At 41.0% G+C, this 23,313-nt stretch carries 18 protein-coding genes and 1 pseudogene; 12 read left to right on the top strand and 7 right to left on the bottom strand.

The window, feature by feature from the left end; all coding sequences use genetic code 11:
• The first annotated feature begins 429 nt into the window (after positions 1-429).
• The 9 genes and pseudogenes from MQE36_RS04770 to MQE36_RS04730 all read left to right on the top strand — a co-directional run bounded on the left by MQE36_RS04770 (position 430) and on the right by MQE36_RS04730 (position 9,099).
• Positions 430-1,671, top strand: a pseudogene (locus MQE36_RS04770) (peptidase U32 family protein).
• Positions 1,671-1,901 carry a ferredoxin gene (locus MQE36_RS04765; RefSeq protein ID WP_242938034.1) on the top strand — a complete coding sequence of 77 codons (231 nt, stop codon included), beginning with the start codon at positions 1,671-1,673 and terminating at the stop codon, positions 1,899-1,901. The pseudogene MQE36_RS04770 and the gene MQE36_RS04765 overlap by 1 nt, the downstream one beginning before the upstream one ends.
• A gap of 33 nt (positions 1,902-1,934) precedes the next feature.
• Positions 1,935-2,981: an oxygen-dependent tRNA uridine(34) hydroxylase TrhO gene (gene trhO / locus MQE36_RS04760; RefSeq protein ID WP_242938033.1), complete on the top strand. Its 1,047-nt coding sequence runs from the start codon at positions 1,935-1,937 to the stop codon at positions 2,979-2,981.
• 111 nt (positions 2,982-3,092) lie between these two features.
• Positions 3,093-4,265 carry a PSP1 domain-containing protein gene (locus tag MQE36_RS04755; protein ID WP_242938032.1) on the top strand — a complete coding sequence of 391 codons (1,173 nt, stop codon included), beginning with the start codon at positions 3,093-3,095 and terminating at the stop codon, positions 4,263-4,265.
• A complete protein-coding gene (locus MQE36_RS04750) occupies positions 4,258-4,743 on the top strand; it encodes a gliding motility lipoprotein GldH (RefSeq protein WP_242938031.1) in 486 nt (161 codons plus the stop codon). Before MQE36_RS04755 ends, MQE36_RS04750 begins: the two co-directional genes overlap by 8 nt.
• A gap of 1 nt (position 4,744) precedes the next feature.
• Positions 4,745-7,078: a penicillin-binding protein 1A gene (locus tag MQE36_RS04745; protein ID WP_242938030.1), complete on the top strand. Its 2,334-nt coding sequence runs from the start codon at positions 4,745-4,747 to the stop codon at positions 7,076-7,078.
• A gap of 10 nt (positions 7,079-7,088) precedes the next feature.
• Entirely contained in the window at positions 7,089-7,628 is a 540-nt protein-coding gene (locus tag MQE36_RS04740; RefSeq protein WP_242938029.1) for a nicotinamidase, read from the top strand.
• Positions 7,629-7,735: 107 nt separating this feature from the next.
• Complete coding sequence (locus MQE36_RS04735) at positions 7,736-8,437, top strand: CoA transferase subunit A (RefSeq protein ID WP_242938028.1); 702 nt, start codon at positions 7,736-7,738, stop codon at positions 8,435-8,437.
• Between the two features lie 5 nt (positions 8,438-8,442).
• The gene (locus tag MQE36_RS04730) at positions 8,443-9,099 is read left to right on the top strand and encodes a CoA transferase subunit B (RefSeq protein ID WP_242938027.1); all 657 of its coding nucleotides are present in this window, start codon (positions 8,443-8,445) and stop codon (positions 9,097-9,099) included.
• Positions 9,100-9,325: 226 nt separating this feature from the next.
• Here the strand turns inward: MQE36_RS04730 and MQE36_RS04725 are convergent, their stop codons facing one another.
• The 6 genes from MQE36_RS04725 to MQE36_RS04700 form a co-directional block, all read right to left on the bottom strand.
• Positions 9,326-11,011, bottom strand: a complete 1,686-nt coding sequence (locus tag MQE36_RS04725; protein WP_242938026.1) for an ABC transporter ATP-binding protein — start codon at positions 11,009-11,011, stop codon at positions 9,326-9,328.
• A gap of 66 nt (positions 11,012-11,077) precedes the next feature.
• Positions 11,078-11,821: a succinate dehydrogenase/fumarate reductase iron-sulfur subunit gene (locus tag MQE36_RS04720; protein WP_242938025.1), complete on the bottom strand. Its 744-nt coding sequence runs from the start codon at positions 11,819-11,821 to the stop codon at positions 11,078-11,080.
• 73 nt (positions 11,822-11,894) lie between these two features.
• Positions 11,895-13,898 carry a fumarate reductase/succinate dehydrogenase flavoprotein subunit gene (locus MQE36_RS04715; protein WP_242938024.1) on the bottom strand — a complete coding sequence of 668 codons (2,004 nt, stop codon included), beginning with the start codon at positions 13,896-13,898 and terminating at the stop codon, positions 11,895-11,897.
• A 12-nt stretch (positions 13,899-13,910) separates the two neighbouring features.
• On the bottom strand, positions 13,911-14,570 hold the full coding sequence (locus tag MQE36_RS04710) for a succinate dehydrogenase cytochrome b subunit (RefSeq protein ID WP_242938023.1): 660 nt from the start codon (positions 14,568-14,570) through the stop codon (positions 13,911-13,913).
• A gap of 904 nt (positions 14,571-15,474) precedes the next feature.
• Entirely contained in the window at positions 15,475-18,330 is a 2,856-nt protein-coding gene (locus MQE36_RS04705; protein WP_242938022.1) for a WD40/YVTN/BNR-like repeat-containing protein, read from the bottom strand.
• A gap of 169 nt (positions 18,331-18,499) precedes the next feature.
• The gene (locus tag MQE36_RS04700; protein WP_242938021.1) at positions 18,500-19,273 is read right to left on the bottom strand and encodes a ChaN family lipoprotein; all 774 of its coding nucleotides are present in this window, start codon (positions 19,271-19,273) and stop codon (positions 18,500-18,502) included.
• 57 nt (positions 19,274-19,330) lie between these two features.
• Between MQE36_RS04700 and MQE36_RS04695 the strand changes: the two genes are divergently transcribed.
• Both MQE36_RS04695 and MQE36_RS04690 read left to right on the top strand, forming a co-directional pair.
• A complete protein-coding gene (locus tag MQE36_RS04695; RefSeq protein WP_242938020.1) occupies positions 19,331-20,632 on the top strand; it encodes an aminopeptidase P family protein in 1,302 nt (433 codons plus the stop codon).
• A 63-nt stretch (positions 20,633-20,695) separates the two neighbouring features.
• Positions 20,696-21,079 carry a VOC family protein gene (locus MQE36_RS04690; RefSeq protein ID WP_242938019.1) on the top strand — a complete coding sequence of 128 codons (384 nt, stop codon included), beginning with the start codon at positions 20,696-20,698 and terminating at the stop codon, positions 21,077-21,079.
• 43 nt (positions 21,080-21,122) lie between these two features.
• Here MQE36_RS04690 and brnQ read toward each other — a convergent pair whose 3' ends face one another.
• Positions 21,123-22,394, bottom strand: coding sequence for a branched-chain amino acid transport system II carrier protein (brnQ, locus tag MQE36_RS04685; protein WP_242938018.1), 1,272 nt, complete (start codon positions 22,392-22,394; stop codon positions 21,123-21,125).
• Positions 22,395-22,460: 66 nt separating this feature from the next.
• Between brnQ and MQE36_RS04680 the strand changes: the two genes are divergently transcribed.
• The gene (locus tag MQE36_RS04680; protein ID WP_242938017.1) at positions 22,461-23,240 is read left to right on the top strand and encodes an alpha/beta fold hydrolase; all 780 of its coding nucleotides are present in this window, start codon (positions 22,461-22,463) and stop codon (positions 23,238-23,240) included.
• Positions 23,241-23,313: the final 73 nt, after the last annotated feature.

Below are 23,313 nucleotides of genomic sequence, written 5' to 3'. Positions count from 1 at the left end.
ATCCTATTTATCGGTAAAATACACCCCCTGAAATTATACATGTTTAAGCCGGCAGTACAATAAATGAACATTTCATTGTCAGTGAGTGATGTTGTTGGTAAAGTATAAACATTAACATGTTTTTCAATGTTTTTAAACATAGAATTTCTTATCTTTATTAGTAGCTGGTCAAGAGATTTATTTTAAGGAATATTTAACTATAACAAGGTTTAAAGTTGTGTTAGGTATATGTAATTAACCCGACTATAAGAATTAGATTGTCAACCGGTCGGGTTGCTCTTAAGGCTAAGATGTTTGATGGTTAGGTAAGATGGTTTTTAAAGTAACAGGCCGGTTGTGAAAAGCGCTTCATGTATATGAGGCGCTTTTTGTTTCTAAATGATTATCTTTGCCGCGCAAAACGAAAGTAAGATTTTAATAATCAGTGTAATGACAGATTCTGGAAGGATAGAACTTATGGCACCCGCAGGTAACTTTGAATCGTTGCAGGCAGCAATTGTGAATGGTGCTGATAAGTAAGATTTTGGAGTGGAGCAGTTGAATATGAGGGCCAGGGCCAGTATTAATTTTACTCTGGAAGATTTACCGGAAATAGCCCGAAGGTGCAAGGAGTACGGGGTGAGAACCTATCTTACGTTAAATACGATCGTGTATGACCATGACCTTTCTATTATAAAGACCGTGTTGGATGCAGCAAAGGAAGCTGAAATTACTGCTGTAATAGCAATGGATCAGGCTGTGATCGCTTATGCGCGGCAGATAGAGATGGAAGTTCATATCTCGACTCAGATTAATATCACCAACGTTGAAACGGTTCGGTTCTATGCCATGTTTGCCGATACAATGGTGATGAGCCGGGAGCTAAGTCTGAGGCAGGTCAGGAAAATTACAGAACAAATAGAAAAAGAACAGATCAAAGGGCCGTCGGGTAATTTGGTTGAAATTGAAATATTTGGTCACGGAGCGTTGTGTATGGCCGTATCAGGAAAATGTTATCTGAGTTTGCATTCTCATAATTCATCTGCGAACAGAGGGGCATGTAAGCAGAATTGTAGAAAGAAATACACGGTTATTGATCAGGAAAGTGGATTTGAGATAGAGATCGATAATGAATATATGATGTCGCCAAAAGATCTTTGTACGCTTGATTTTTTAGATCAGGTAATCGACGCCGGGGCAAAGGTATTGAAAATTGAAGGCCGGGGCAGGGCACCTGAATATGTGGCAACCGTTATTAGAACCTATCGCGAGGCTATTGATGCTTATTATGAAGGGACTTACAATAGTGAAAAGGTTGCCGGGTGGATGGAGTCTTTGGAAAAAGTGTATAATCGCGGTTTTTGGAGTGGTTATTACCTTGGGCAGAAGCTTGGAGAGTGGAGCGACGGACCCGGATCTCAGGCAACACAGAAGAAAGTTTATGTAGGTAAAGGGATGCATTATTTCCCAAAGGCATGTGTGGCTGAGTTTAAAATTGAGGCTTATGACATTAAAATCGGTGATAAGCTTTTAATTACCGGGCCTACGACAGGGGTGGAAGAATTTGAGTTAACTGAAATGATGGTGAACGATGCAAAACTGGATGTAGCTAAAAAAGGAGATTCCTGTACTTTCCCAACGAAGTTCAGAGTCCGGTTATCTGATAAGTTGTATAAAATAGTTCAGGCCTGATGGTAGTTGTAACGCTGCAAAGGGCAAAATGTATAGGGTGTAATTATTGTGTGGAAATGGCACCCGGGCAATTTCAGATGTCAAAAAAGGATGGTAAATCTGTTTTATTGCATTCAACAGACAAAAAAGGGTTTTTTACCTTAAAATCGCATGATGACAGTATCTTTGAAGAATGTGTTGAAGCTCAAAAAGCCTGTCCTGTTAAAATCATTTCTACCAAGAAAATATAGAAAACGATTCTTTTAACTTAAAAATAGTATAGCATGCAACTGTACAATAATTTAAGTGCTGAAGAAAGAGCTGCATTAATTGAAGAAGCGGGAAAAGACCGTTTAACAATCTCTTTCTATAAGTACGCCAACATTGGAAATCCTGAAATTTTTAGAAACCATTTATTTATTACGTGGAATGAGTTGGATGTTTTGGGTAGAATATATGTGGCTAACGAAGGTATAAATGCTCAGTTGTCGGTTCCGGCAGATCATTTTAAAGCGTTTAAAAATCATTTAGATTCTATTTCATTTCTTGAAAACGTTCGTCTGAACATTGCTGTTGAACAAGATAACTTCTCGTTTTTAAAGTTGAAGGTGAAAGTCCGTAAAAAAATAGTAGCAGACGGACTTAATGACAACACTTTTGATGTGACGGCTATTGGTACACATGTAAATGCTGAAAAATTCAATGAACTTATAGAAGACCCAGATACGGTTTTGGTCGACATGAGGAATCATTATGAGAGTGAGATAGGACATTTTAAAAATGCAGTGACCCCTGATGTGGATACTTTTCGTGATTCATTACCGATCATTGAAGAAGATCTGGGTGAGCATAAAGAAGATAAAAAACTCGTGATGTATTGTACCGGGGGTATTCGTTGTGAAAAGGCCAGCGCATATTTTAAGCACAAAGGTTTTAAGGATGTGTACCAGTTAGAAGGAGGGATCATCAATTATGTCCGGCAGGTGAATGAAAAAGGACTTGAAAATAAATTTATAGGAAAGAATTTTGTTTTCGACGAGCGCAGGTCCGAGCAAATTTCAACAGATGTAATTGCCCAGTGTCATCAGTGCGGAAAACCATGTGATACACATGTCAACTGTGCTAATGAGGCATGTCATCTTTTGTTTATTCAATGTGAGGAATGTGCTTCTCAAATGGATAGTTGTTGTTCAGAAAGCTGTAAAGAGATTGTAGCTCTTCCTTACGAAGCACAAAAAAAGCTGCGTAAAGGGCAGTATAAAAGCAATGCAATCTTTAAAAAAGGCCGCTCAGAGGCACTTAGATTTAAGAAGAATGTAGCTGAAAGCTAGTTTTTGCTTCAGTTATAATTAATTGTATCTTTACAACATTGAGTAATTAATTATGAACCTACTCTGTTAGCACTCATTTACTGGGGATTAGCAGATCAACGATATAAAATTATGGGTTGTAGCAGTTGTGCCACCGGTAAGGATGGGCTGCCACGTGGATGTAAGAATAATGGAACGTGTGGAAATGATGGTTGCAATAAGCTTACTGTTTTTGACTGGTTGTCTAATATGGCGCTCCCGGCAGGCGAAGAACGATTTGACTGTGTAGAGGTCAGATTTAAAAATAGCAGGAAAGAATACTTCAGAAATCCTGAAAATCTCACTTTATCTATTGGAGATGTGGTGGCTACCGAGGCCGCCCCGGGTCACGATGTAGGGATCGTTACCCTTACCGGAGAACTGGTTAAGGTCCAGATGAAGAAAAAGAAGGTAGATTGGGGGGGTGAGGTGTTGCCTAAAGTTTATCGCAAAGCCTCACAAAAAGATATTAATATCTGGCATGAAGCCAGGGATAAAGAACCGGAAGTTCAAAAAAAATCCCGGGAACTTGCTTTGGCCTTAGGGCTTCAGATGAAGCTTTCTGATGTAGAGTTTCAGGGCGACGGATCTAAAGCCACATTTTATTATACAGCCGAAGACAGGGTTGATTTCCGTCAACTCATCAAAGACATGGCACGTGAATTTGGTATCAGGATCGAAATGCGTCAGATCGGATACCGACAAGAAGCCGCACGCCTCGGAGGGATAGGGTCTTGTGGGCGCGAACTTTGCTGCTCAACCTGGCTAACAGACTTCAGGTCGGTAAATACGGCCTCTGCCCGATATCAGCAGTTATCGCTAAACCCTCAGAAACTGGCAGGTCAGTGCGGTAAACTGAAGTGTTGTTTAAACTATGAACTGGACGCCTATCTGGATGCGTTGAAAGACTTTCCTGATCAGGATGTGAGGATCAAAACCCAGAAAGGTCTTGCGGCATGTCAGAAAATAGATATTTTTAAAGGCCTGATGTGGTTCTGTTATCTCGATGAACCGGCAGCCTGGCATAAGCTAACCGTCCAGCAGGTCAACGAAATTATAGAGTTGAGTAAGAAGAGGAAGCCTGTGGCAAGCCTGGAAGAGTATGCAGCTGAATTGCTGGAAGACGATAATAAAGATGCTTCTTATGAAAACGTGGTCGGACAGGATAGCCTTACGCGTTTCGATAAGCCGAAAAATGTTCGTGCCAAAAAGAAAAATAAAAGACGAAGAAACAACAGCAACAGGAAAAGATCTAAAAATGGCTAGGATTTCTTTGTTTTTCCTCATTTTCATTTGTTTCGTTGCGTGCGACCCTGCCGGAGTGTATTCAGAATATCGGTCAGTTGAAGGAGGTTGGGATAAAGAAGATATAAAGGTGTTTACTTTTAAAGCTCCGGATACGATCCGGCCGTATCATATTTTTCTCAACCTTAGGAATAATGAGAATTATAAATACAGCAACCTGTTTTTAATAGTGAATCTTGATTTTCCGAACAATGAAAGTATAACCGATACGTTAGAATATGAAATGGCCAGGCCGGATGGAGAATGGTTGGGAAAAGGATTTAGTTCTTTAAAAGAAAGCAAGTTGTGGTATAAAGAGAACGTGATTTTTCCAGATAGCGGAACATACCGTATTTCGGTTGAGCAGGCCATGCGTAAAATGGGTTCTGTAGAGGGGATAGAAAGCCTGAAAGGAATAACAGACGTAGGAATTAAAATAGAAAAAGCAAACAATAAATAAAATGGCAAAAAAGGCTGTTGCTAAACAAAAAAAAGGAAATAATGGTTTCCTGAAATATATTAAATGGTTCTGGTTTTTATTTGCAGGAGCGATTGGTGGTGCAATATTGATTTTTTTACTGGCTTCCTGGGGAGTCTTTGGTAAACTGCCAACCTTTGAAGTGTTAGAAAACCCGCAAACCGATCTGGCGTCAGAAATAGTTTCTTCGGACGGGAAAACTCTGGGGAAATTTTATTTAGATGCTAACAGAACACCGGTGAGTTTTGATGAATTGCCGGACCATTTGGTACATGCATTAATAGCAACGGAAGATGAACGTTATTACGAACACTCGGGGATCGATGCCCGGGGTACCCTCAGGGCCCTTGTCTATATGGGGAGTAAAGGAGGGGCAAGTACCATTACACAACAGCTCGCCAAATTATTATTTACAGAAAGAGCGTCGAGTAACATCGTAGCACGTGTTATCCAAAAAGTGAAAGAGTGGGTTATTGCTGTTCGCTTAGAGAAGCAATATACTAAAGAAGAAATTGTTGCCATGTACCTGAATCAATATGATTTCGGGTACAATGGTGACGGAATTAGGTCTGCGGCAAGGATATATTTTGGAAAAGAGCCTAAAGATCTGAACGTGCAGGAATCAGCGATGCTGGTAGGGATGTTAAAAAATTCATCATTATATAATCCTTTTAGAAGGGAACAGTTGACCTTAGATCGTAGAAATACAGTTCTGAGTCAGATGGAAAAAAATGATCTTCTTACCGAAACAGAAAAAGACTCTCTTCAGCAAATTCCTCTAGAAATAAATTTTCACCCTGAATCGCATAGAGAAGGGATCGCCACTTATTTTAGAGAGTATTTAAGGGATTGGTTGAAGAAATGGGCAGGCGACCCTAAGAACGTTAAACCGGATGGAGAAAAGTATAATATCTACCTCGACGGTTTAACGATCTATACCACTATTGATTCTCGTATGCAGACATATGCAGAAGAAGCAGTACATGAGCATATGCCACGATTGCAAGCAGAATTTTTTCATCAGAATACGCCGGATAGAAATAAAACGGCACCATTCTTAGGTCTTACAAACGAAGAGATCGATAATCTTTTAGAGCGTTCTATGAAGCAATCTGAGCGTTGGAGGCATATGAAATTCGACCTTAAAAAGAAAGATGAAGAGATCAGGGCGTCTTTCGACAAAGAGATAGAGATGACCGTGTTTAGCTGGGAAGGTGAGATTGATACACTGATGACACCACTTGATTCGATCAGGTATTACAAAAAGTTCTTACGTACAGGGATGATGTCGATGGAACCCCAGACAGGGCATGTGAAAGCCTGGGTAGGGGGGATCGATTACAGGCATTTCCAGTATGACCAGGTAAAACAGGGGGCGCGCCAGGTGGGCTCTACTTTTAAGCCGTTTGTTTACGCTGCCGCCATAGATCAGTTACATCTCTCGCCTTGTGATTCATTGCCGGATGTACAGGTATGTATAGAAAAGGACAGGTTTGGGAACCCCGAACCCTGGTGTCCTAAAAATGCCGACGGGAAGTTCTCAGGAGAGATGGTGACCCTAAAGAGCGGTCTGGCTAATTCTAAAAATTCGATCACAGCAGGACTGATGGAAAAAATAGGACCTCAGCCTGTAGTTAACCTTGTTAAAAAACTGGGGGTTCAAGCAGAGATTCCGGCGGTGCCGTCCATTGGTCTGGGAACTCCGGATATTTCGATCTATGACATGGTAGGGGCTTATGGTACTTTTGCAAATCAGGGAGTGTATGTTAAACCGGTTATGGTAACCCGGATAGAAGATAAAAACGGAACGGTTCTCTATGAATATGTGCCTGAAACCCGCGACGTGGTCAGCGATGAAGTGGCTTATACAACCGTTAAGCTGATGGAAGGCGTTACTCAAGGAGGGTCTGGTACGCGCCTGAGACACAAATGGGCAACAAACACCCCGGTATACAAAGAAGTTATCACCGGATATCCATATGGCTTTACAAATCCGATAGCCGGAAAAACGGGTACGACAGACAACCAGAGTGACGGTTGGTTTATGGGAATGGTGCCTAACCTTGTAACTGCTGTCTGGGTCGGTGGAGAAGACAGGTCTGTTCATTTCAGAACCATCACCTACGGACAAGGGGCCAGTATGGCATTGCCTATATGGGGGCTTTATATGAGGAAGTGTTATGAAAATGAAGATTTGGGAGTTTCGAAGGCCGCATTTAAAGAGCCTGAAGAGCTTACGATTAGGGTAGACTGTAATAAAGCCGGTGAGGAAGGCGATCAAACTAAACCGGAAGATGAAATCGATATAGATTTTTAAATTAAGTTTCATGAAAGCCTTATTGATAGTTGATGTTCAGAATGATTTTTGTACAGGAGGAGCCCTCGAGGTAAAGGACGGGGAGAGCGTGACAGAGAATATTAATAGGGTGGTTCACAGATTTGATCTGGTAATTGCATCAAAAGACTGGCATCCTGAAAGAACAGCACATTTTAAAAAGTGGCCGGTTCATTGTGTTCGGTTTTCTAAAGGGGCCGAATTTCATCCGTCACTGAATACAAGTCATATCCAACAGGTGTTCCTGAAAGGAACAGGGACTTCAGATGATGGCTATTCTGCATTTGAAGCAGATAATATTGACCTGTCCGATTATCTTAAAGAACATCATATCGATCAATTATATATTGCCGGTCTGGCCACCGATTACTGTGTAAAGTCATCTGCTATTGATGCTGTTAAAAAAGGTTTTACAACGTATGTGCTGACAGATGCCGTTAAAGCGGTAAACATCGATCCTGATGACGGTAACGAGGCCTTAGCAGCTATGCAGCAGGCAGGTTGTATCCTGACAGATTCTACATCTGTATAGTTCTCTGAGCTGCCATCGGTTATTGTTAACAAACAGACCTTTGATTTTATTCCTTTAACATGGCAATTTCTTGAAATATTCGTAATTTCCCTGTAAAATTTTAACGAATGATCAAAAAGAAAGTAAATACAGTGTCCGAAGCTCTCGAAGGAGTTGGCGATGGGATGACATTTATGCTTGGAGGTTTTGGCTTGTGTGGTATTCCCGAAAATAGTATATCCAGACTGGTAGCTTTGGGAATCAAGGATCTTACTTGTATTTCCAATAACGCCGGGGTAGATGATTTTGGGCTGGGGCTACTATTGCAAAAACATCAGATCAAAAAAATGATATCCTCTTATGTGGGAGAGAACGATGAGTTTGAGCGACAGATGTTAAGCGGTGAGCTCGACGTCGAATTAATCCCGCAAGGGACTTTAGCAGAGCGATGCAGGGCGGCACAAGTGGGCTTGCCTGCTGTTTATACACCGGCAGGATATGGTACAGAGGTCGCCGAAGGTAAAGAGACGAGAGAGTTTGATGGTAAAATGTATGTTCTTGAGCATGCTTTTCAAGCCGATTTTGCTTTTGTAAAAGCATGGAAAGGTGATGAAGCCGGTAATCTCATATTCAAAGGAACAGCACGTAACTTTAATCCTGTAATGTGTGGAGCCGCAAAAATTACTGTTGCTGAAGTTGAAGAATTAGTGCCTGCCGGGGAGTTAGATCCTAATCAGATACATATTCCGGGAATCTTTGTACAGCGAATCTTCCAAGGAGATAAATTCGAAAAAAGAATTGAGCAACGAACTGTAAGAAAAAGAGATTAAGGATTATGAGTTTATCGAAAGAACAAATAGCACAACGCATAGCTAAAGAGGTTAAGGATGGTTATTATGTTAATCTAGGGATAGGAATTCCAACTTTGGTAGCAAACTATGTAAGAGACGATATTTCTGTTGAATTTCAAAGTGAGAACGGTGTCCTGGGGATGGGGCCGTTCCCGTTTGAAGGGGAGGAAGATGCAGATGTTATAAATGCAGGAAAACAAACGATCACCACATTGCCCGGAGCGAGCTTCTTCGACTCCTCGTTGAGTTTTGGGATGATAAGGGGAAAACATGTACATCTAACGATTCTGGGCGCTATGGAGGTAGCAGAAAATGGCGATATAGCAAACTGGAAAATCCCCGGCAGAATGGTGAAAGGAATGGGGGGAGCGATGGACCTGGTGGCCTCAGCGGAGAATATTATTGTTGCAATGATGCATACCAATAAGAAAGGAGAATCCAAGTTGTTAAAAAAATGTTCACTTCCCCTTACGGGTGTGCATTGTGTGAAAAAGATCGTGACGAACCTTGCTGTGATGGAAGTAACAAATGAAGGGTTTAAGTTATTGGAGAGGGCTCCGGGAGTGTCTGTTGATGAGATCAGACAGGCAACAGAAGGAAGGCTCATGGCAGGTGAAAACATTCCTGAAATGGAAGTATAATATGTGTTTTATCGATTTTTTATGCTTTTAGCGGATGAATTAGAGTTTGTTTTGTATATTAACATTACAACCCAAATTTGCCTAGCGTTATGAGTATGATCTATTCACTTGAAGGCAGGAAACGAAGAACATTTTCTGCCTTGATTAAAAATTTTTACACCAAAGTTATTTCTACGCAGGTGTTGATTAAAAGTTTATTTGCGGGAGCTAAAAAATTATTGATGCTTTAACCTCCTTTAGGTATTGCGTCGATAAGCTTTTTGGTGTATTCGGAGGAAGGATTGTTGTATATAGTGTCGGCTTCGCCTATAGTTTCAATCCTTCCTTTGTTCATTACCAGTAATTGATCTGCCATGAATTTAACCACTGCGAGATCGTGTGAAATGAATATATAGGTAAATCCAAAGCCTTCTTTCAATTCGTTTAAAAGGTTGAGAACCTGTGCCTGAACAGAGATGTCCAAAGCAGAAACGGACTCGTCGCAGACAATAAGCCTGGGTTGGAGTGCGATAGTTCTTGCAATACCGATGCGCTGTCGCTGTCCACCACTAAACTCATGTGGATAACGATAATAATGTTCTTCCGATAAGCCGACACGTTTTAAAATTTCTAAAACCTTTTGTTTGATCTCTTTCGGATTTTTGTATAGTCCGTGTACTTTTATGGGTTCAGAAATCGCTCTGCCGACCGGGATGCGCGGGTTTAACGATGAGTACGGGTCTTGAAAAATGATCTGGATCTCTTTCCGTAATGCCCTCAGGTCATTTTTACCGAGTCGGGTAATGTCGTTTCCTTTATAGAAAACTTTTCCTGCAGTTGCTTTGTCCAGTTGGAGAATAGCATTGCCCAGTGTTGATTTTCCACAACCGCTTTCACCTACCAGGCCCAACGTTTCACCTTCATAAAGCTTAAAGCTTATGTCATCAACGGCTTTGAAAGATGACGATTTAAAAAGGCCGGCTTTGGAGAAGTATTCTTTTTCGAGGTTAACGACTTCTAATAATGGTGGCCGGCTGTAAAGTTCGTTATGTAGTAGCTCCCTTTCTTGTTTTGAGATTATAACGGGATCAAAAGTATCTTCCAGATAATCTTTGATGGTAGGGAGCTTTTTAAGTCTTTTATCCAGTGGAGGACGAGAGTTAAGGAGTGCTTTTGTGTATAGATGTTGCGGGTTCTTAAAAATGTCTTCCGCGTATCCCTGTTCGACGATCCCGCCCTTGTACATAACGATAAGCCTGTCGGCTATTTCAGAGACCAAAGAGAGGTCATGTGAGATAAATATGATGCTCATGCCGGTTTCCAGCTGTATTTCCTTCAGGAGCGATATGATCTCTTTTTGAACTGTTACATCCAGAGCGGTCGTTGGTTCGTCAGCAATCAGTATTTTTGGTTTACAGGCAATTGCCATGGCGATCATAACACGTTGCTTCTGACCACCGCTTATTTGATGCGGATAACTATCGAAAACAGATTCAGGTCTTGGTAGTTTTACCTTTTCAAATAATAGTATGGTTTGTGCCTTGGCTTTTTCTTTCGATAATGATGTGTGTTGTAAAAGAATTTCCATAACCTGAAATCCACAGGTTAAGGATGGATTTAAAGAGCTCATGGGCTCCTGAAAGATCATGCTTATTTCCTTGCCCCTGATCTTTTGGTATTCTTTGTTCTTTAGGGCGGTTATTTCTCTGCTTTCAAAATGAATACTGCCTTTGTCGATTTTTGATGTTTTTGCAGGCAATAGGCCCATAATAGCCAGTGAGCTCACCGATTTACCGCTCCCCGATTCCCCAACAATGCCTAGGATCTCATTTTTATTGAGGCTGTACGATACGTTCTTTACAACGGAATTGTATTTTTTATCTGCTTTAAAAGCAATGGAGAGATCTTTTATTTGGAGAATGGTACTTTGCATTGGTTAAAAATAAAAAATCCCGAACAGAATAGTCCGGGATTTATATAAAGAGTTTTAAAATCTCAATTATTTTACAGAAGCCTTCAGGTATTCTCTGTTCATACGGGCAATATTCTCTAAAGAAATTCCTTTAGGGCACTCAATTTCGCAAGCCCCGGTATTGGTACAGTTACCAAAACCTTCAAGATCCATCTGACGTACCATGTTCATAACGCGATCGGTAGCTTCTACCTGCCCTTGCGGCAATAAGGCAAACTGAGATACTTTAGCCGAGGTAAATAACATGGCACTGGCATTCTTACAGGCTGCAACACAGGCCCCACACCCTATACAGGTAGCCGCATCGAATGATTTGTCTGCATCGTGTTTGTTTACCGGAATTGAATTAGCGTCAATGGTATTACCGGAAGTGTTAACAGAAATATAACCACCTGCCTGTTGAATGCGATCAAAAGCACTTCTGTCAACAATTAAATCTTTTACTACAGGGAAAGCATTTGCCCTGAAAGGTTCAATAAAGATAGTGTCACCATCCTTGAACATACGCATGTGGAGCTGACAAGTGGTTACACCTCTGTCCGGACCATGCGGTTCCCCGTTTATTTGTAATGAACAAGTTCCGCAAATACCTTCCCGACAATCGTGGTCAAATTCAACCGGTTCTTCACCTTTGGCAACAAGCTGTTCATTCAGGACGTCTAACATTTCAAGGAAAGACATATCGGGAGATACATCACTGATTGGGTAATCAACGATCTTTCCTTTTGTGTTTGCGTCTTTCTGACGCCATATTTTTAATGTAAGATTCATAATATTTAGATTTTAGTATTGAGTATTGAGTTTTGAGCAGTTAGTCTAACATCTCCTATCTCAATACTGATATCTATTTATAACTTCTTGTTTTTAATTCGATATTTTTATACTCCAAGTCTTCCTTGTGAAGAACTGCTTCACGGGGATCTCCTTTGTATTCCCATGCAGCAACATACTTAAAGTTTTCATCATCGCGCAACGCTTCACCTTCTTCAGTCTGGTATTCTTCTCTGAAGTGACCGCCGCAAGATTCGTTTCTATGCAGCGCATCTTTAGCGAATAGTTCTCCTAACTCTAAGAAATCGGCAACGCGAAGCGCTTTTTCCAATTCAGAATTTTTACTTTCGGCGCTTCCGGTCACACGAACATTCTTGTAGAAATCTTCACGTAGCGCTTTAATCTCTTCAAGAGCTTCTTTCAGACCTTGTTCGTTTCTGGCCATACCGCACTTGTCCCACATGATCTTACCAAGTTTCTTATGATAATGATCGACAGAGTTTGTTCCGTTGTTGTTGATCAAAGCATCGATTTGATTTCTGACATTTTTCTCGGCTTCATCAAACTCAGGAGTGTCGGTTGGTATTTTTCCGGTTCTGATATCTTTTGACAGGTAGTCGCCTATAGTATAAGGCAAAACAAAATAACCGTCTGCAAGGCCTTGCATTAGAGCCGAAGCTCCTAATCTGTTTGCGCCGTGGTCAGAGAAGTTGGCTTCCCCGATGGCATAACATCCTTCGATAGTTGTCATCAGGTTGTAATCGACCCAGATGCCTCCCATGGTGTAGTGTACGGCAGGATAAATCTTCATTGGCGTTTTGTACGGGTTTTCATCTACGATCTTCTCGTACATCTGGAACAAGTTGCCATATTTGTTCTCCACCACCTTTTCGCCTAATTCTCTTACTTCTTTGTCGCTTGGATTGTGGTTACCGTGAATTGCAGCCTGCTCTCTTCCGTATCTCATAATGGCAGAACTAAAGTCTAAGAATACAGCTTCTCCGGTTGCGTTTACACCAAATCCGGCATCACAACGTTCCTTAGCTGCTCTTGAGGCTACATCACGAGGTACCAGGTTACCAAACGACGGGTATCTTCTTTCCAGGTAATAATCTCTGTCTTCTTCAGCTAAATCAACAGGTTTCAATTTGCCTTCTCTGATGGCTATAACATCTTCTTTTTTCCTGGGCACCCAAATACGGCCGTCATTACGGAGTGATTCAGACATCAATGTGAGTTTCGATTGATGGTCTCCAGAAACAGGGATACAAGTCGGGTGAATTTGCGTAAAGCAAGGGTTAGCAAAATAAGCTCCTTTTTTATGGATTTTCCAGGATGCAGTTACGTTACTTCCCATGGCGTTGGTAGAAAGGAAGAACACGTTCCCGTATCCGCCGGAAGCAACTACAACTGCGTGAGCAGAATGTCTTTCAATTTCTCCGGTTACCATGTTTCTGGCAATAATCCCACGGGCTTTGCCGTCAACAATCACAATGTCCAGCATTTCGTGACGGTTGAATGACTCTATTTTACCGCGATTGATCTGACGATTCATCGCTGCATAGGCGCCTAAAAGCAACTGCTGTCCTGTTTGGCCTTTAGCGTAGAAAGTACGGGATACCAATACACCACCAAATGAGCGGTTATCCAATAAACCGCCATATTCACGCGCAAACGGCACTCCCTGAGCAACACACTGGTCGATGATATTAGCAGATACTTCGGACAAACGATATACGTTAGCTTCACGAGCACGGTAATCGCCGCCTTTTACGGTATCGTAGAAAAGACGGTAAGTCGAGTCGCCGTCTCCCTGGTAGTTTTTCGCTGCATTGATACCTCCCTGTGCGGCAATCGAGTGTGCACGGCGAGGAGAATCCTGATAGCAGAATGTCTTTACGTTATATCCTAGTTCTGCCAATGTAGCTGCTGCAGAACCTCCGGCAAGACCGGTTCCGACTACAATAACATCAATATTACGCTTATTGGCCGGGTTTACCAGGTTGATATGATTTTTATGATTTGTCCACTTGTCGGCTAAAGGCCCCTGTGGTATTCTAGATTCTAATGTTGCCATTTGAATTGATCTTTAGTGGTTAAAATGATGGAAAAGTGCAATGAAAATGAATCCTAATGGGATCAAGATTGCAAAATATTTCCCGAATGCCTTTACAGCAGATGTATACTTGCCATTGCATCCTACAGATTGAAATGCAGACTGAAACCCATGCAACAGGTGCAGTGCAAGTAAGGCAAAAGACACAACATAAGCACCGACTCTTATTGGGCTTTCGAACTTATGAACCAGTTCTCCATAGTAACGGGTAGGGTCTTCAGGATTGAACTGAATGTACTTATAGTTCATTTCAGGAATCCAAAAATCGATGAAGTGTAAAACAAGAAAAGCCAGGATTACAAGTCCGCTGTAAATCATGTTCCTCGACATCCATGATGAATTGGCACCACCATTATAGTTAACATACTTGATTTTACGAGCACTTTTGTTTCTGGCTTCCAGAATAAAACCCATTACAAAGTGAAAAACTACAGCAAAAATCAAAACAGGCTGCATGATCGCCTGAATTAAAATGTTCGTACCCATGAAATGAGAGAGTTCATTGAACAGGTTTTCACTGAAAACAGATGTAAAGTTTATTAAAAAGTGTTGTAAAAGGAAGATTAATAAGAATATAGCAGAAAGTGCCATTGCAACCTTTCTTGCTATTGATGAATTTAAAATTCCGCTCATTAGTAGATTATTTTTATTGAAAAACAAAAATACTGTACCATTCATTCATTAACAAACTTTAATATCTGTTTTGCAGACAATTTAGAATGAATTTAAAGTAAACCGGAGATAGCGGCTAAAACGATTGAAATATAATGGTAAAAGGAGGTAATTACGGTAGATAATGGGGAAATATACCCTGGTTTTGAGTCGATTAAGTGTTTAAGTTTGGAAGACCAAATAAACCTTACATAGTTATTTGTTGTAAGTTAAATTAAGTTAGTTTAAAAAGCGTTGGTTTTCAATATTCAGGCGATCTGTACAGATCGCCTGAATTGTGTTATAAATTACGATATTTTTTAAATCTGTCGAGAAATGACAGATCATGTTTAACATGTTGAGTTTGTGGAAAATTGGGCTAACCTGTACAGGAAAAATGCAACACTCCTCAAGCCCTGAACCATATCCTGAACGATTTTATATCAGCGAGTTATTGTCTATAACCTTGTTAAAAATCGAATGCTAATTTAAAGTAATATCATTTTAAGTGATTTTAGAAGCTGTTTAGTATATTGTTGATCTTCATAATACAACTGGATTATTATTCTGAAATAAGGCAAATTCACTCCCGATAAACAAAAAAAGTTCATTCAAGTCCGTTCAAAGTCCGTACCTCCTATATAGATACTCCCTGCATTCCTTGCGCATTCCTCGTATAGATCCCTACCCTGCTATAAGGTAGAGCCTGACCTGTTTTAAAGTAACTATACGTTTATTAAATAAACACAGGGTATTCTTCTCCTATTGAAACATCCGTTTTTTTGATGGACAACGATTTTTCGGATTGCTCCCAAGTGGCAGATTATCGAAATGTGTCCGCGTCTGAATTTTCTATTCGAGTCGTTGTTTTAAAAAACCTTTTCGCTTATTTTACCTCAAATTGCTTTTTGCTTGTACCTCCGTTTGTGGAGGTTTCGATTGTGTATTTTCCTTTCGGAAGATAGTATTTTCCGTTTGGAGCCTCTTTTAATGTGATGTTTTTGTTCTTTTTATCAAATGTTTTTTTGCCTTTCTCAGAAAAAGTGAGGTCGTAGTCAAAGTAATTGATTCCTCTGTCCGTTTCTGTTTCAAATAAATTGATTGTAATATCATTATGAGTTGATATCTTAATGGTAGAACTTCCTTTTTTTGCAGTGTAGAAGGCAATTTTGGCATTTGGCTCAAATGTCTCAGAGGATCTTGATCTGCTGCTTCCCCATGCCTGCGAATGCTTTACATCGTCAATGTCAAAAGTGTATACCTTGCTGCTTAGAACTTCTGGACTTAGCCTTTGTAATTGCTCTATGTTTGCTATATAAATACTTCGTCCGTGCGTGCCTACTATAAGGTCTTTCGCGTCTGGTTGTATGGCCAGGTCATGTACAGCTACCTTAGGCAGGTTCTTGCTGAAGGCCTCCCATGAATTTCCTTTGTCGAATGATACGTATAAGCCATTATCTGTTCCGAGATATAATAAGTTTTCGTTTTCGGGGTCTTCTTTGATAACGTTCACAGGAGAGATAGGCAGGTTCGAGCTGATATTTTTCCAGGTATTTCCGTAATCATCACTCATATAAACATAGGTGTTGAAGTCATCCCATCGGTAGCCGTTTAGGGAGACATAGACCCTTTCCTTTTTATGGCTGGAAGCCACAACCCTCGACACCCATAAATCTTTAGGCAGGCTCGAAGATATCAGTTTCCAGTTTCCTCCGGCATTTCTGGTCAGGTGTACCAGGCCGTCATCGCTTCCGGTATAGATCAGGCCAAATTCAAAAGGAGATTCTGAGATGGTTGTCAGGGTGCCATACGCTACATTTCCGGGTTTCCCGCCGTTTGTGAGATCGCCGGATATGGCTGTCCAGTCATTACCCCGGTTCATCGAACGCATTAGTTTGTTCCCTCCTAAATATAAGATGTCTTGATTGTGAGAGGACAGTAAAATGGGAGTTTGCCAGTTAAACCGGTATGGACTTTCACCGAGTTGGTGTTTAGGCTGGATGTATGTTTTTTCGTTTTTATCCAGTTCTATCCTGAAATAATTTCCGAATTGGTATCCTGTGTAAATAACATTAGGGTTTCTGTTGTCTATCTGTACCTGCATCCCGTCGCCTCCCATAAGTTCTTTCCAGGGGTATGCTCCATATTGTTTCCAGCTTTGATCTTGCCGAGCATTATGGGCAGCCATCCAAACGCCATTATCCTGTAGGCCGCCGTATATTTTATACGGTTTTTGGTTATCTACGTTAACAGCGTAAAATTGTCCGACAGCCGGGGTGTTGTTCTTGATCCAGTGTTCGCCATCATCATAGGTGATGTTAACACCGCCGTCATTACCATTTATCAAGTGACCTGGTTTATTTGGGTTAACCCAAAGGGCCTGATGGTCGGCATGTACGTTTTCTTTGCTTATGATATCCCATGTTTTTCCACCGTCATCCGACTTTACAAGTGGTACACCTCCTATATAAAGTCTGTTTACATTGCCAGGATCTACTCTGATCTCACCAAAATAATAGCCATAGCTGTAGAAAAGACCGTCAATATATTCGTCGTTGGTCTTTCTCCATGTCTTTCCTCCATTGGTGCTTTTATATACTTCAGCACCAATAACGGGCGTGTCAAAGAGAAGGGCATTGGCATCTTCCAGGTATTTTGCCAGATCGGCAGGTTTAACAGAACCGGTGCTGACAAGTTGTTTTACATTTTGTGCACGGTATTTTTCGTGAAAGCCATTGGTCTTAAGGAACTCATTAAGCTTCTTATTGTCCAGCTCCATGAGCTGAGCTGCTGACATGGTTTTGAAGTCTTCTTTAGTGAGTTTATCAGGCTCATTTAAATCTTTCTCCTTTTTATCTCTGTGAAACTGGCTGTCGTGAACGGCATATAGCGTATTGCTGTCAAATACAGCCAGCCCAATTCGTCCAACGCCATCGCCTGTGGGAAATCCTGATTCTTTGGTCGTCAGAAGAGTCCACGAATCGCCTCCGTCGGTACTTTTATAGATGCCGGAATCATTCCCGCTGCCTACAAAATTCCAGGCTTTACGATCTCTTTTCCAGGCTGCGGCATACATGATGTTGAAATTGTCCGGAGCAATGGACAGGTCTATTATCCCGGTCTCATCATTTATAAAAAGAGTTTTTTTCCATGTTTTTCCCCCATCCGTTGTTTTGTAAACACCCCTTTCTTCGTTTTTCGAATACAGGTGTCCGGTAACGCCGATCACTACTTCATCCGGGTTGTTCGGGTTTATTATTATCCGCCCGATATGATGCGAATCAGGGAGCCCGGCATGGTTCCATGTTTTTCCCTGGTCGGATGATTTTAAGATACCGATACCGGCATAAGAAGATCTCGAAGAATTATTTTCTCCTGTTCCGACCCAGATAGTTTTTGTATTCCAGTCAACAGCAATGTCGCCTATATTCATTGTTGGAGCTTTCTCCGTTATCGGAGTGAAACTGGTACCGTTATTATTTGTATACCAAACGCCTCCTGAAGCATATCCAACATAAAATTCGGTTGGATCGGCCGGATTTACATCCAGGTCAACAACGCGGCCACTCATAATTGTCGGACCAATATTCTTAAGAGGCACGTTTTTTATAAGGGAGTTTTGTTGTATGGTTTTGATATCTGAGAGCCCTTGTAGTATTTTGTCTGAATTGGTAGCCGGCTGCTGAGCCTGCATTGGGTTCAGGAACAGGGCACTTGCGGCCAGAAGTAAATAATTTTTCATAATGAAGGTTGTTTTCTAGTGGTTGAAATTAAAGATTGTTAAAAAAATCTCAAAAACATTAAATAAAGTTTAACGATTTTCTTAATGTGTTTTGGTCATGTCTTTGTCGGCAACAATGATGTAATCAGCTGAGTTTAGGTGTTCCTCTTTTTCCTTTTTTAAGAGGCTGCTACGCTACAATATTGATCGTTTCTATGATTAAGAACGGGTCTTTTTTTCGAAGACACCACCCGATCCCTTCGTGGTTGTTAGAATGGGATGAGCCATTATAGTGAATGAATAAGGAGTTGTCTTTCAGGGTTTTTAAAATAAAATGAGCCACAGCCACATCTTTAATCGCTTGTGCTTTCGGGAGGTTTTCACTTCCGTGACCGGGTATCATTTTTAACATGGCATTGTATGAAGGTAAATCGGAATCGTATGGAATCAGTATATCTGCCATGAGTTTTTTCTCTGTTTCAGGCAAAGAATCAAGTGCTGAAAACCCTTTTTTAAAAACCAGGCTTGCGTATTTTCGGGGTACATTGGTTGCTGTAAACGGTATGTTGTTCTTTTTTGCTAATTCCACTAATGGTTTGTAGTCAGTGTAGTAATCAGGCCAGAGGTTTATGGTGGAGCCCATTGTTTTTTCATCAATCTTATCAGAAAGATAGTCGTTCAGGGGGCGTTGGTCATCTGTTTCAAACGTTTCAGCTCCAAGCATCAAGTGGTACTCCTGTGAAAGGTCGGAGGCTATTTTGTATTCAAGCCGGTGAGCAGTAGCGTTGTTGTGAAGTTCGCCGAAAAGAATGATTTGTGCTTTTGAGAGATGGTGGAGCATTTTCTTATAGGAGACCTTTTTTCCTTTGTGATCGTATAACCGGTAAGGTGCTTTGGTCTGGGCTGTTGAGTTTGATGAAATGGAAAGAAATAGGAACAGCCGGAGAAGAGGCATTTTTAGCATAGGATTAATATGTAATTCATTACCAAATGTATAAATTTGTTTCCAAACAGTATTCTTATGAAATATCATCCGATAGACAAAAATCTTTTTGTAAAAAATAGAACAAAGTTCATGGCTGCCATGAAGCCAAAAAGCATAGCCATTTTTAATTCCAATGACATTTATCCGATTGGAGCGGATTCGACCATTCCGTTTGAACAAGCGAGGGATCTCTTCTATTTATCCGGAGCTGACCAGGAAGAGACGATACTGTTGCTGTTCCCCGATGCACACGAAGAAAAGCACAGGGAAATTTTGTTTGTCAGGGAAACCAATGAGCATATCGCTATTTGGGAAGGTGAGAAACTGAGTAAGGAAAAGGCTTATGAGGTTTCGGGAATTAAGACGGTATATTGGCTTTCCGAGTTTGAAAAGATCTTTTTTGAATTAATGACTGAAGCAGATACCGTTTATTTTAATACCAACGAGCATTACAGGGGAGGTATAGCTGTACAGACTGAAACTCGCGAAGATCGTTTTATTAAATGGTGTAAAGAAAAATATCCTGCACACAAATGGGAAAAGAGTAATCCGATCCTGCATCGGTTAAGAGGGGTAAAAGAAGCTGAAGAGATCGCCCTGTTGGCGCATGCCTGCGGTATTACAGAAAAAGGGTTTAAGCGGGTGCTTGGATTTGTGAAACCGGGAGTGATGGAATATGAAATTGAGGCAGAATACATGCATGAGTTTTTAAGGAGCCGATCCAGGGGCTTTGCCTATACACCTATTGTGGCTTCAGGGTTTAATGCATGTGTATTGCATTATATAGAAAACAACCGGGAATGTAAAGACGGCGATTTGCTTTTAATGGATGTGGGGGCTGAATATGCTAATTATGCAAGCGATATGACCAGAACGATCCCGGTGAGCGGCCGTTTTACGCAAAGACAAAAAGAGGTGTATAATGCGGTGCTCAGAGTTAAAAATGAAGCAACTAAAATGTTGGTGCCGGGTACCATGTGGAAGGCTTATCATGAAGAGGTTGGCAAGCTTATGACCTCTGAGCTTTTAGGGCTTGGCTTGTTGGATAAGGCCGACGTTCAGAATGAAGATCCGAACTGGCCGGCATATAAAAAGTATTTTATGCATGGTACAAGTCACCACTTAGGTCTGGATACTCACGATTATGGTGAGTTAAAAACCCCTATGAAGGCCAATATGGTTTTTACCGTCGAACCGGGAATTTATATTCCTGATGAAAATATGGGAATCCGTCTTGAAGACGATGTTGTAATTCAGGAATATGGAGAGCCTTTGAATTTAATGAAGAACATCCCGGTAGAAATAGAAGAAATAGAAGAGTATATGAACAAGAAATAAACCTTGTGTTCAATATTCTTTGATTCCGATCGTTAAAGCACTAACTCAAAAAGTTGGTGCAAGATGAAAAGAACAAAAATTACGGTGGGGCATCAGCAACTGATGCCCTTTTTGATGCTGGAGAATATTGATGAATTCATAGATTTTACACGGGGGATATTTAACGCTGAAGAAATGATCCGGAAACTGGATAAGCAGAAGCAGGTAGAATATTCTGAGTTGCGTGTCGGTGATGCTACAATAATTATTACGCAGGCTGTAAAAGGAGATGTGTCGTCTACATCGGCATTCTATATTTATGTGAGTGATACGGATGCTACTTTTTATAAAGCATTGGAAAGAGGGGCGGTTCCGTTAATGTTTCCCATGAACGAAGATGATGATACAAGAAGTGCCGGGTTTGAAGACCCGACAGGTTGTGTATGGTGGATAACGACTCTGAAATAGGAAATGTGTCGTGGTAAATTATTTGGCAGATCCTGAGGGTGGGCTAATCAGCGGTCTTTTTAACGCAGTTCGAAATAATCAAAACGGTCAATGAAGGGATGACCCAGCCTAATTGATATTGAGAGAGAGGTATAAGCTGACTCCATGAAGAGATGTGTTTGTAAAAGCCCAGGGCGTTTATAAAATCAGGGATGCTGAAAAGTATCGTGATTCCGACTACTTTTTTAAAAACACTGTTGGAGGTGTACTTGTCGGGGAGTGCATTCAGGATGATCAGAACGATGGTGATCGGGTATATGAACATCAGGGCCGGAATGGCAACATCGATGATGAACCCTACTTCGTATTGTCCAATCAGGATGCCTAGAATACATCCCAAAGCAGCAGTGATATAATAAGCGTTGTCTGAATTCCTGTAAAGTTTTTTTACGTAGTCTGATGTTCCGGTTACAATCCCAACCGCAGTCGTAAAGCACGCTAAAGAAACCAGGATGCTAAGAAGCAGGTTTCCTGCATTTCCAAGAGTCTTTTTGGCAATGCCGTTTAATAAAGCCGATCTTGTGGGGTCGTTTCCGAAAAGGGAGGCCGACATGGCGCCGGTGTAAATTAATCCTGCATATATTATCAACAGGCCAATACCTGCCAAAATCCCTGCTTTGCTGATAAGCTTTCTTTTTTCTGAATAAGAGGCGCTGCTCCTTGTGTTGATAGAAATAATAATAACGGCGCCCACAACTACGGCCGCAATAGCGTCAAAGGTCTGGTACCCTTCTAAAAACCCTGAAGAGAAGGGGTGCTTGTAAGAAGGGTTTGTGCCGACAGTGCTTTCAGAAAATAAAGACACGCCGATAATGCTTAATAAGATAATAAGAATAAAGGGTGTCAGGAACTTTCCGACGAGGTCTATAATTCTGGAGCGGTTAATGACAAATACAAAAACCAAAGCGAAGTAAACGATACTCGTTGTTAAAGGAGAAGTGTCAAAATAAGGGGCGATGGCCATTTCGTAAGTTACCGAAGCTGTTCTTGGTGATGGAATGCTGATGGATATCAGGTAAACGATAGAGCAATATGCAATGCTGAAAGCGGGAGAGATTTTTTTGGCAAAATCGATCATGGTTCCCTGTAGCTTGGCATGTGCATAGATGCCTATGATCGGGATTAATACTGCTGAAAGTGAAAAACCGATAGTGGTAAGGAGCCATTCGTTATCGCTATTGTACCCCAGAAAAGGAGGAAGGATCAGGTTTCCTGCACCAAAGAATAATGAAAACAGAGTGAAAGCTGTGAGGAAGGTTTCTTTCGTTTTGTTCATGTAGTTGGTATCTTTGACACATTTTTAACAGGGGCCTAAATTAAGAAATTTAAATAATAGGGATTGATGGAGATTTTGCATAAAGGAACTACAGTGTTTTATGAAGATGAAGGAAAGGGGGCTGCATTGGTATTGCTCCATGGATTCTTGGAGAACGGTACTATATGGAAAGACGTAAAGTCTTTTTTTACAGATAAATACCGGGTGGTGGCCATCGATCTGCCGGGTCATGGGAAAACCGGTTGTTATGGGTATGTGCATACCATGGAAATGATGGCAGAAACGGTAGAAGCTGTTTTGACCCATTTGAAAATCAGAAAATCCGTTTTTATCGGACACTCAATGGGAGGGTATGTTGCTCTGGCCTTTGCCGAAAGGTTTCCCGATAGTGTGAAGGGGCTGGTGTTGTTGAATTCAACGGCAAGAGCAGATTCTGCCGAAAGGAAGAAAAACAGAGACCGTGCTATTGAGGCTGTAAAGTATAATCATAAGAGTTTTATTCGGATGGCTATTGCAAATTTATTCAGGCCGAAGAACAGGAAGGTTTTTTCTGAAGAAATCCGGGAATTGAAAAAGCAGGCGCTTCAAACTCCTTTACAGGGAATTGTAGCAGCATTGGAAGGAATGAAGATAAGAGACGACAGGGAGGTGTTGCTTCATTTTTCTCCGTATAAAAAGATGATGATCATCGGCAAAAAGGATCCGGTATTAAACTATAATGATTTAATAGCGCAGACAAGGAACAGTGAGGTTGAGGTTGTAGAATTGCCGGACGGCCATATGTCTTATATAGAAAACAAGGCAGAATTTGTGGAAGGGGTACAGGTTTTTTTAAAAAATATTTGATAAAATGCTATATTTTAATAAATTAGACGACCCAAATCTTGAAATACTTATGGTAAAATCTAATCAAACCTCC

The sequence above is a fragment of the Zhouia spongiae genome (assembly GCF_022760175.1).
GTDB lineage: Bacteria > Bacteroidota > Bacteroidia > Flavobacteriales > Flavobacteriaceae > Zhouia > Zhouia spongiae.
This window is presented reverse-complemented; position numbering and strand designations above follow the sequence as displayed.

Excerpts from the sequence above, each read along its gene's own strand:
- MQE36_RS04765 (WP_242938034.1), top strand. The coding sequence starts at position 1,671 with ATGGTAGTTGTAACGCTGCAAAGGGCAAAATGTATAGGGTGTAATTAT.
- trhO (WP_242938033.1), top strand. The coding sequence starts at position 1,935 with ATGCAACTGTACAATAATTTAAGTGCTGAAGAAAGAGCTGCATTAATT.
- MQE36_RS04755 (WP_242938032.1), top strand. The coding sequence starts at position 3,093 with ATGGGTTGTAGCAGTTGTGCCACCGGTAAGGATGGGCTGCCACGTGGA.
- MQE36_RS04750 (WP_242938031.1), top strand. The coding sequence starts at position 4,258 with ATGGCTAGGATTTCTTTGTTTTTCCTCATTTTCATTTGTTTCGTTGCG.
- MQE36_RS04745 (WP_242938030.1), top strand. The coding sequence starts at position 4,745 with ATGGCAAAAAAGGCTGTTGCTAAACAAAAAAAAGGAAATAATGGTTTC.
- MQE36_RS04740 (WP_242938029.1), top strand. The coding sequence starts at position 7,089 with ATGAAAGCCTTATTGATAGTTGATGTTCAGAATGATTTTTGTACAGGA.
- MQE36_RS04735 (WP_242938028.1), top strand. The coding sequence starts at position 7,736 with ATGATCAAAAAGAAAGTAAATACAGTGTCCGAAGCTCTCGAAGGAGTT.
- MQE36_RS04730 (WP_242938027.1), top strand. The coding sequence starts at position 8,443 with ATGAGTTTATCGAAAGAACAAATAGCACAACGCATAGCTAAAGAGGTT.
- MQE36_RS04725 (WP_242938026.1), bottom strand. The coding sequence starts at position 11,011 with ATGCAAAGTACCATTCTCCAAATAAAAGATCTCTCCATTGCTTTTAAA.
- MQE36_RS04720 (WP_242938025.1), bottom strand. The coding sequence starts at position 11,821 with ATGAATCTTACATTAAAAATATGGCGTCAGAAAGACGCAAACACAAAA.
- MQE36_RS04715 (WP_242938024.1), bottom strand. The coding sequence starts at position 13,898 with ATGGCAACATTAGAATCTAGAATACCACAGGGGCCTTTAGCCGACAAG.
- MQE36_RS04710 (WP_242938023.1), bottom strand. The coding sequence starts at position 14,570 with ATGAGCGGAATTTTAAATTCATCAATAGCAAGAAAGGTTGCAATGGCA.
- MQE36_RS04705 (WP_242938022.1), bottom strand. The coding sequence starts at position 18,330 with ATGAAAAATTATTTACTTCTGGCCGCAAGTGCCCTGTTCCTGAACCCA.
- MQE36_RS04700 (WP_242938021.1), bottom strand. The coding sequence starts at position 19,273 with ATGCTAAAAATGCCTCTTCTCCGGCTGTTCCTATTTCTTTCCATTTCA.
- MQE36_RS04695 (WP_242938020.1), top strand. The coding sequence starts at position 19,331 with ATGAAATATCATCCGATAGACAAAAATCTTTTTGTAAAAAATAGAACA.
- MQE36_RS04690 (WP_242938019.1), top strand. The coding sequence starts at position 20,696 with ATGAAAAGAACAAAAATTACGGTGGGGCATCAGCAACTGATGCCCTTT.
- brnQ (WP_242938018.1), bottom strand. The coding sequence starts at position 22,394 with ATGAACAAAACGAAAGAAACCTTCCTCACAGCTTTCACTCTGTTTTCA.
- MQE36_RS04680 (WP_242938017.1), top strand. The coding sequence starts at position 22,461 with ATGGAGATTTTGCATAAAGGAACTACAGTGTTTTATGAAGATGAAGGA.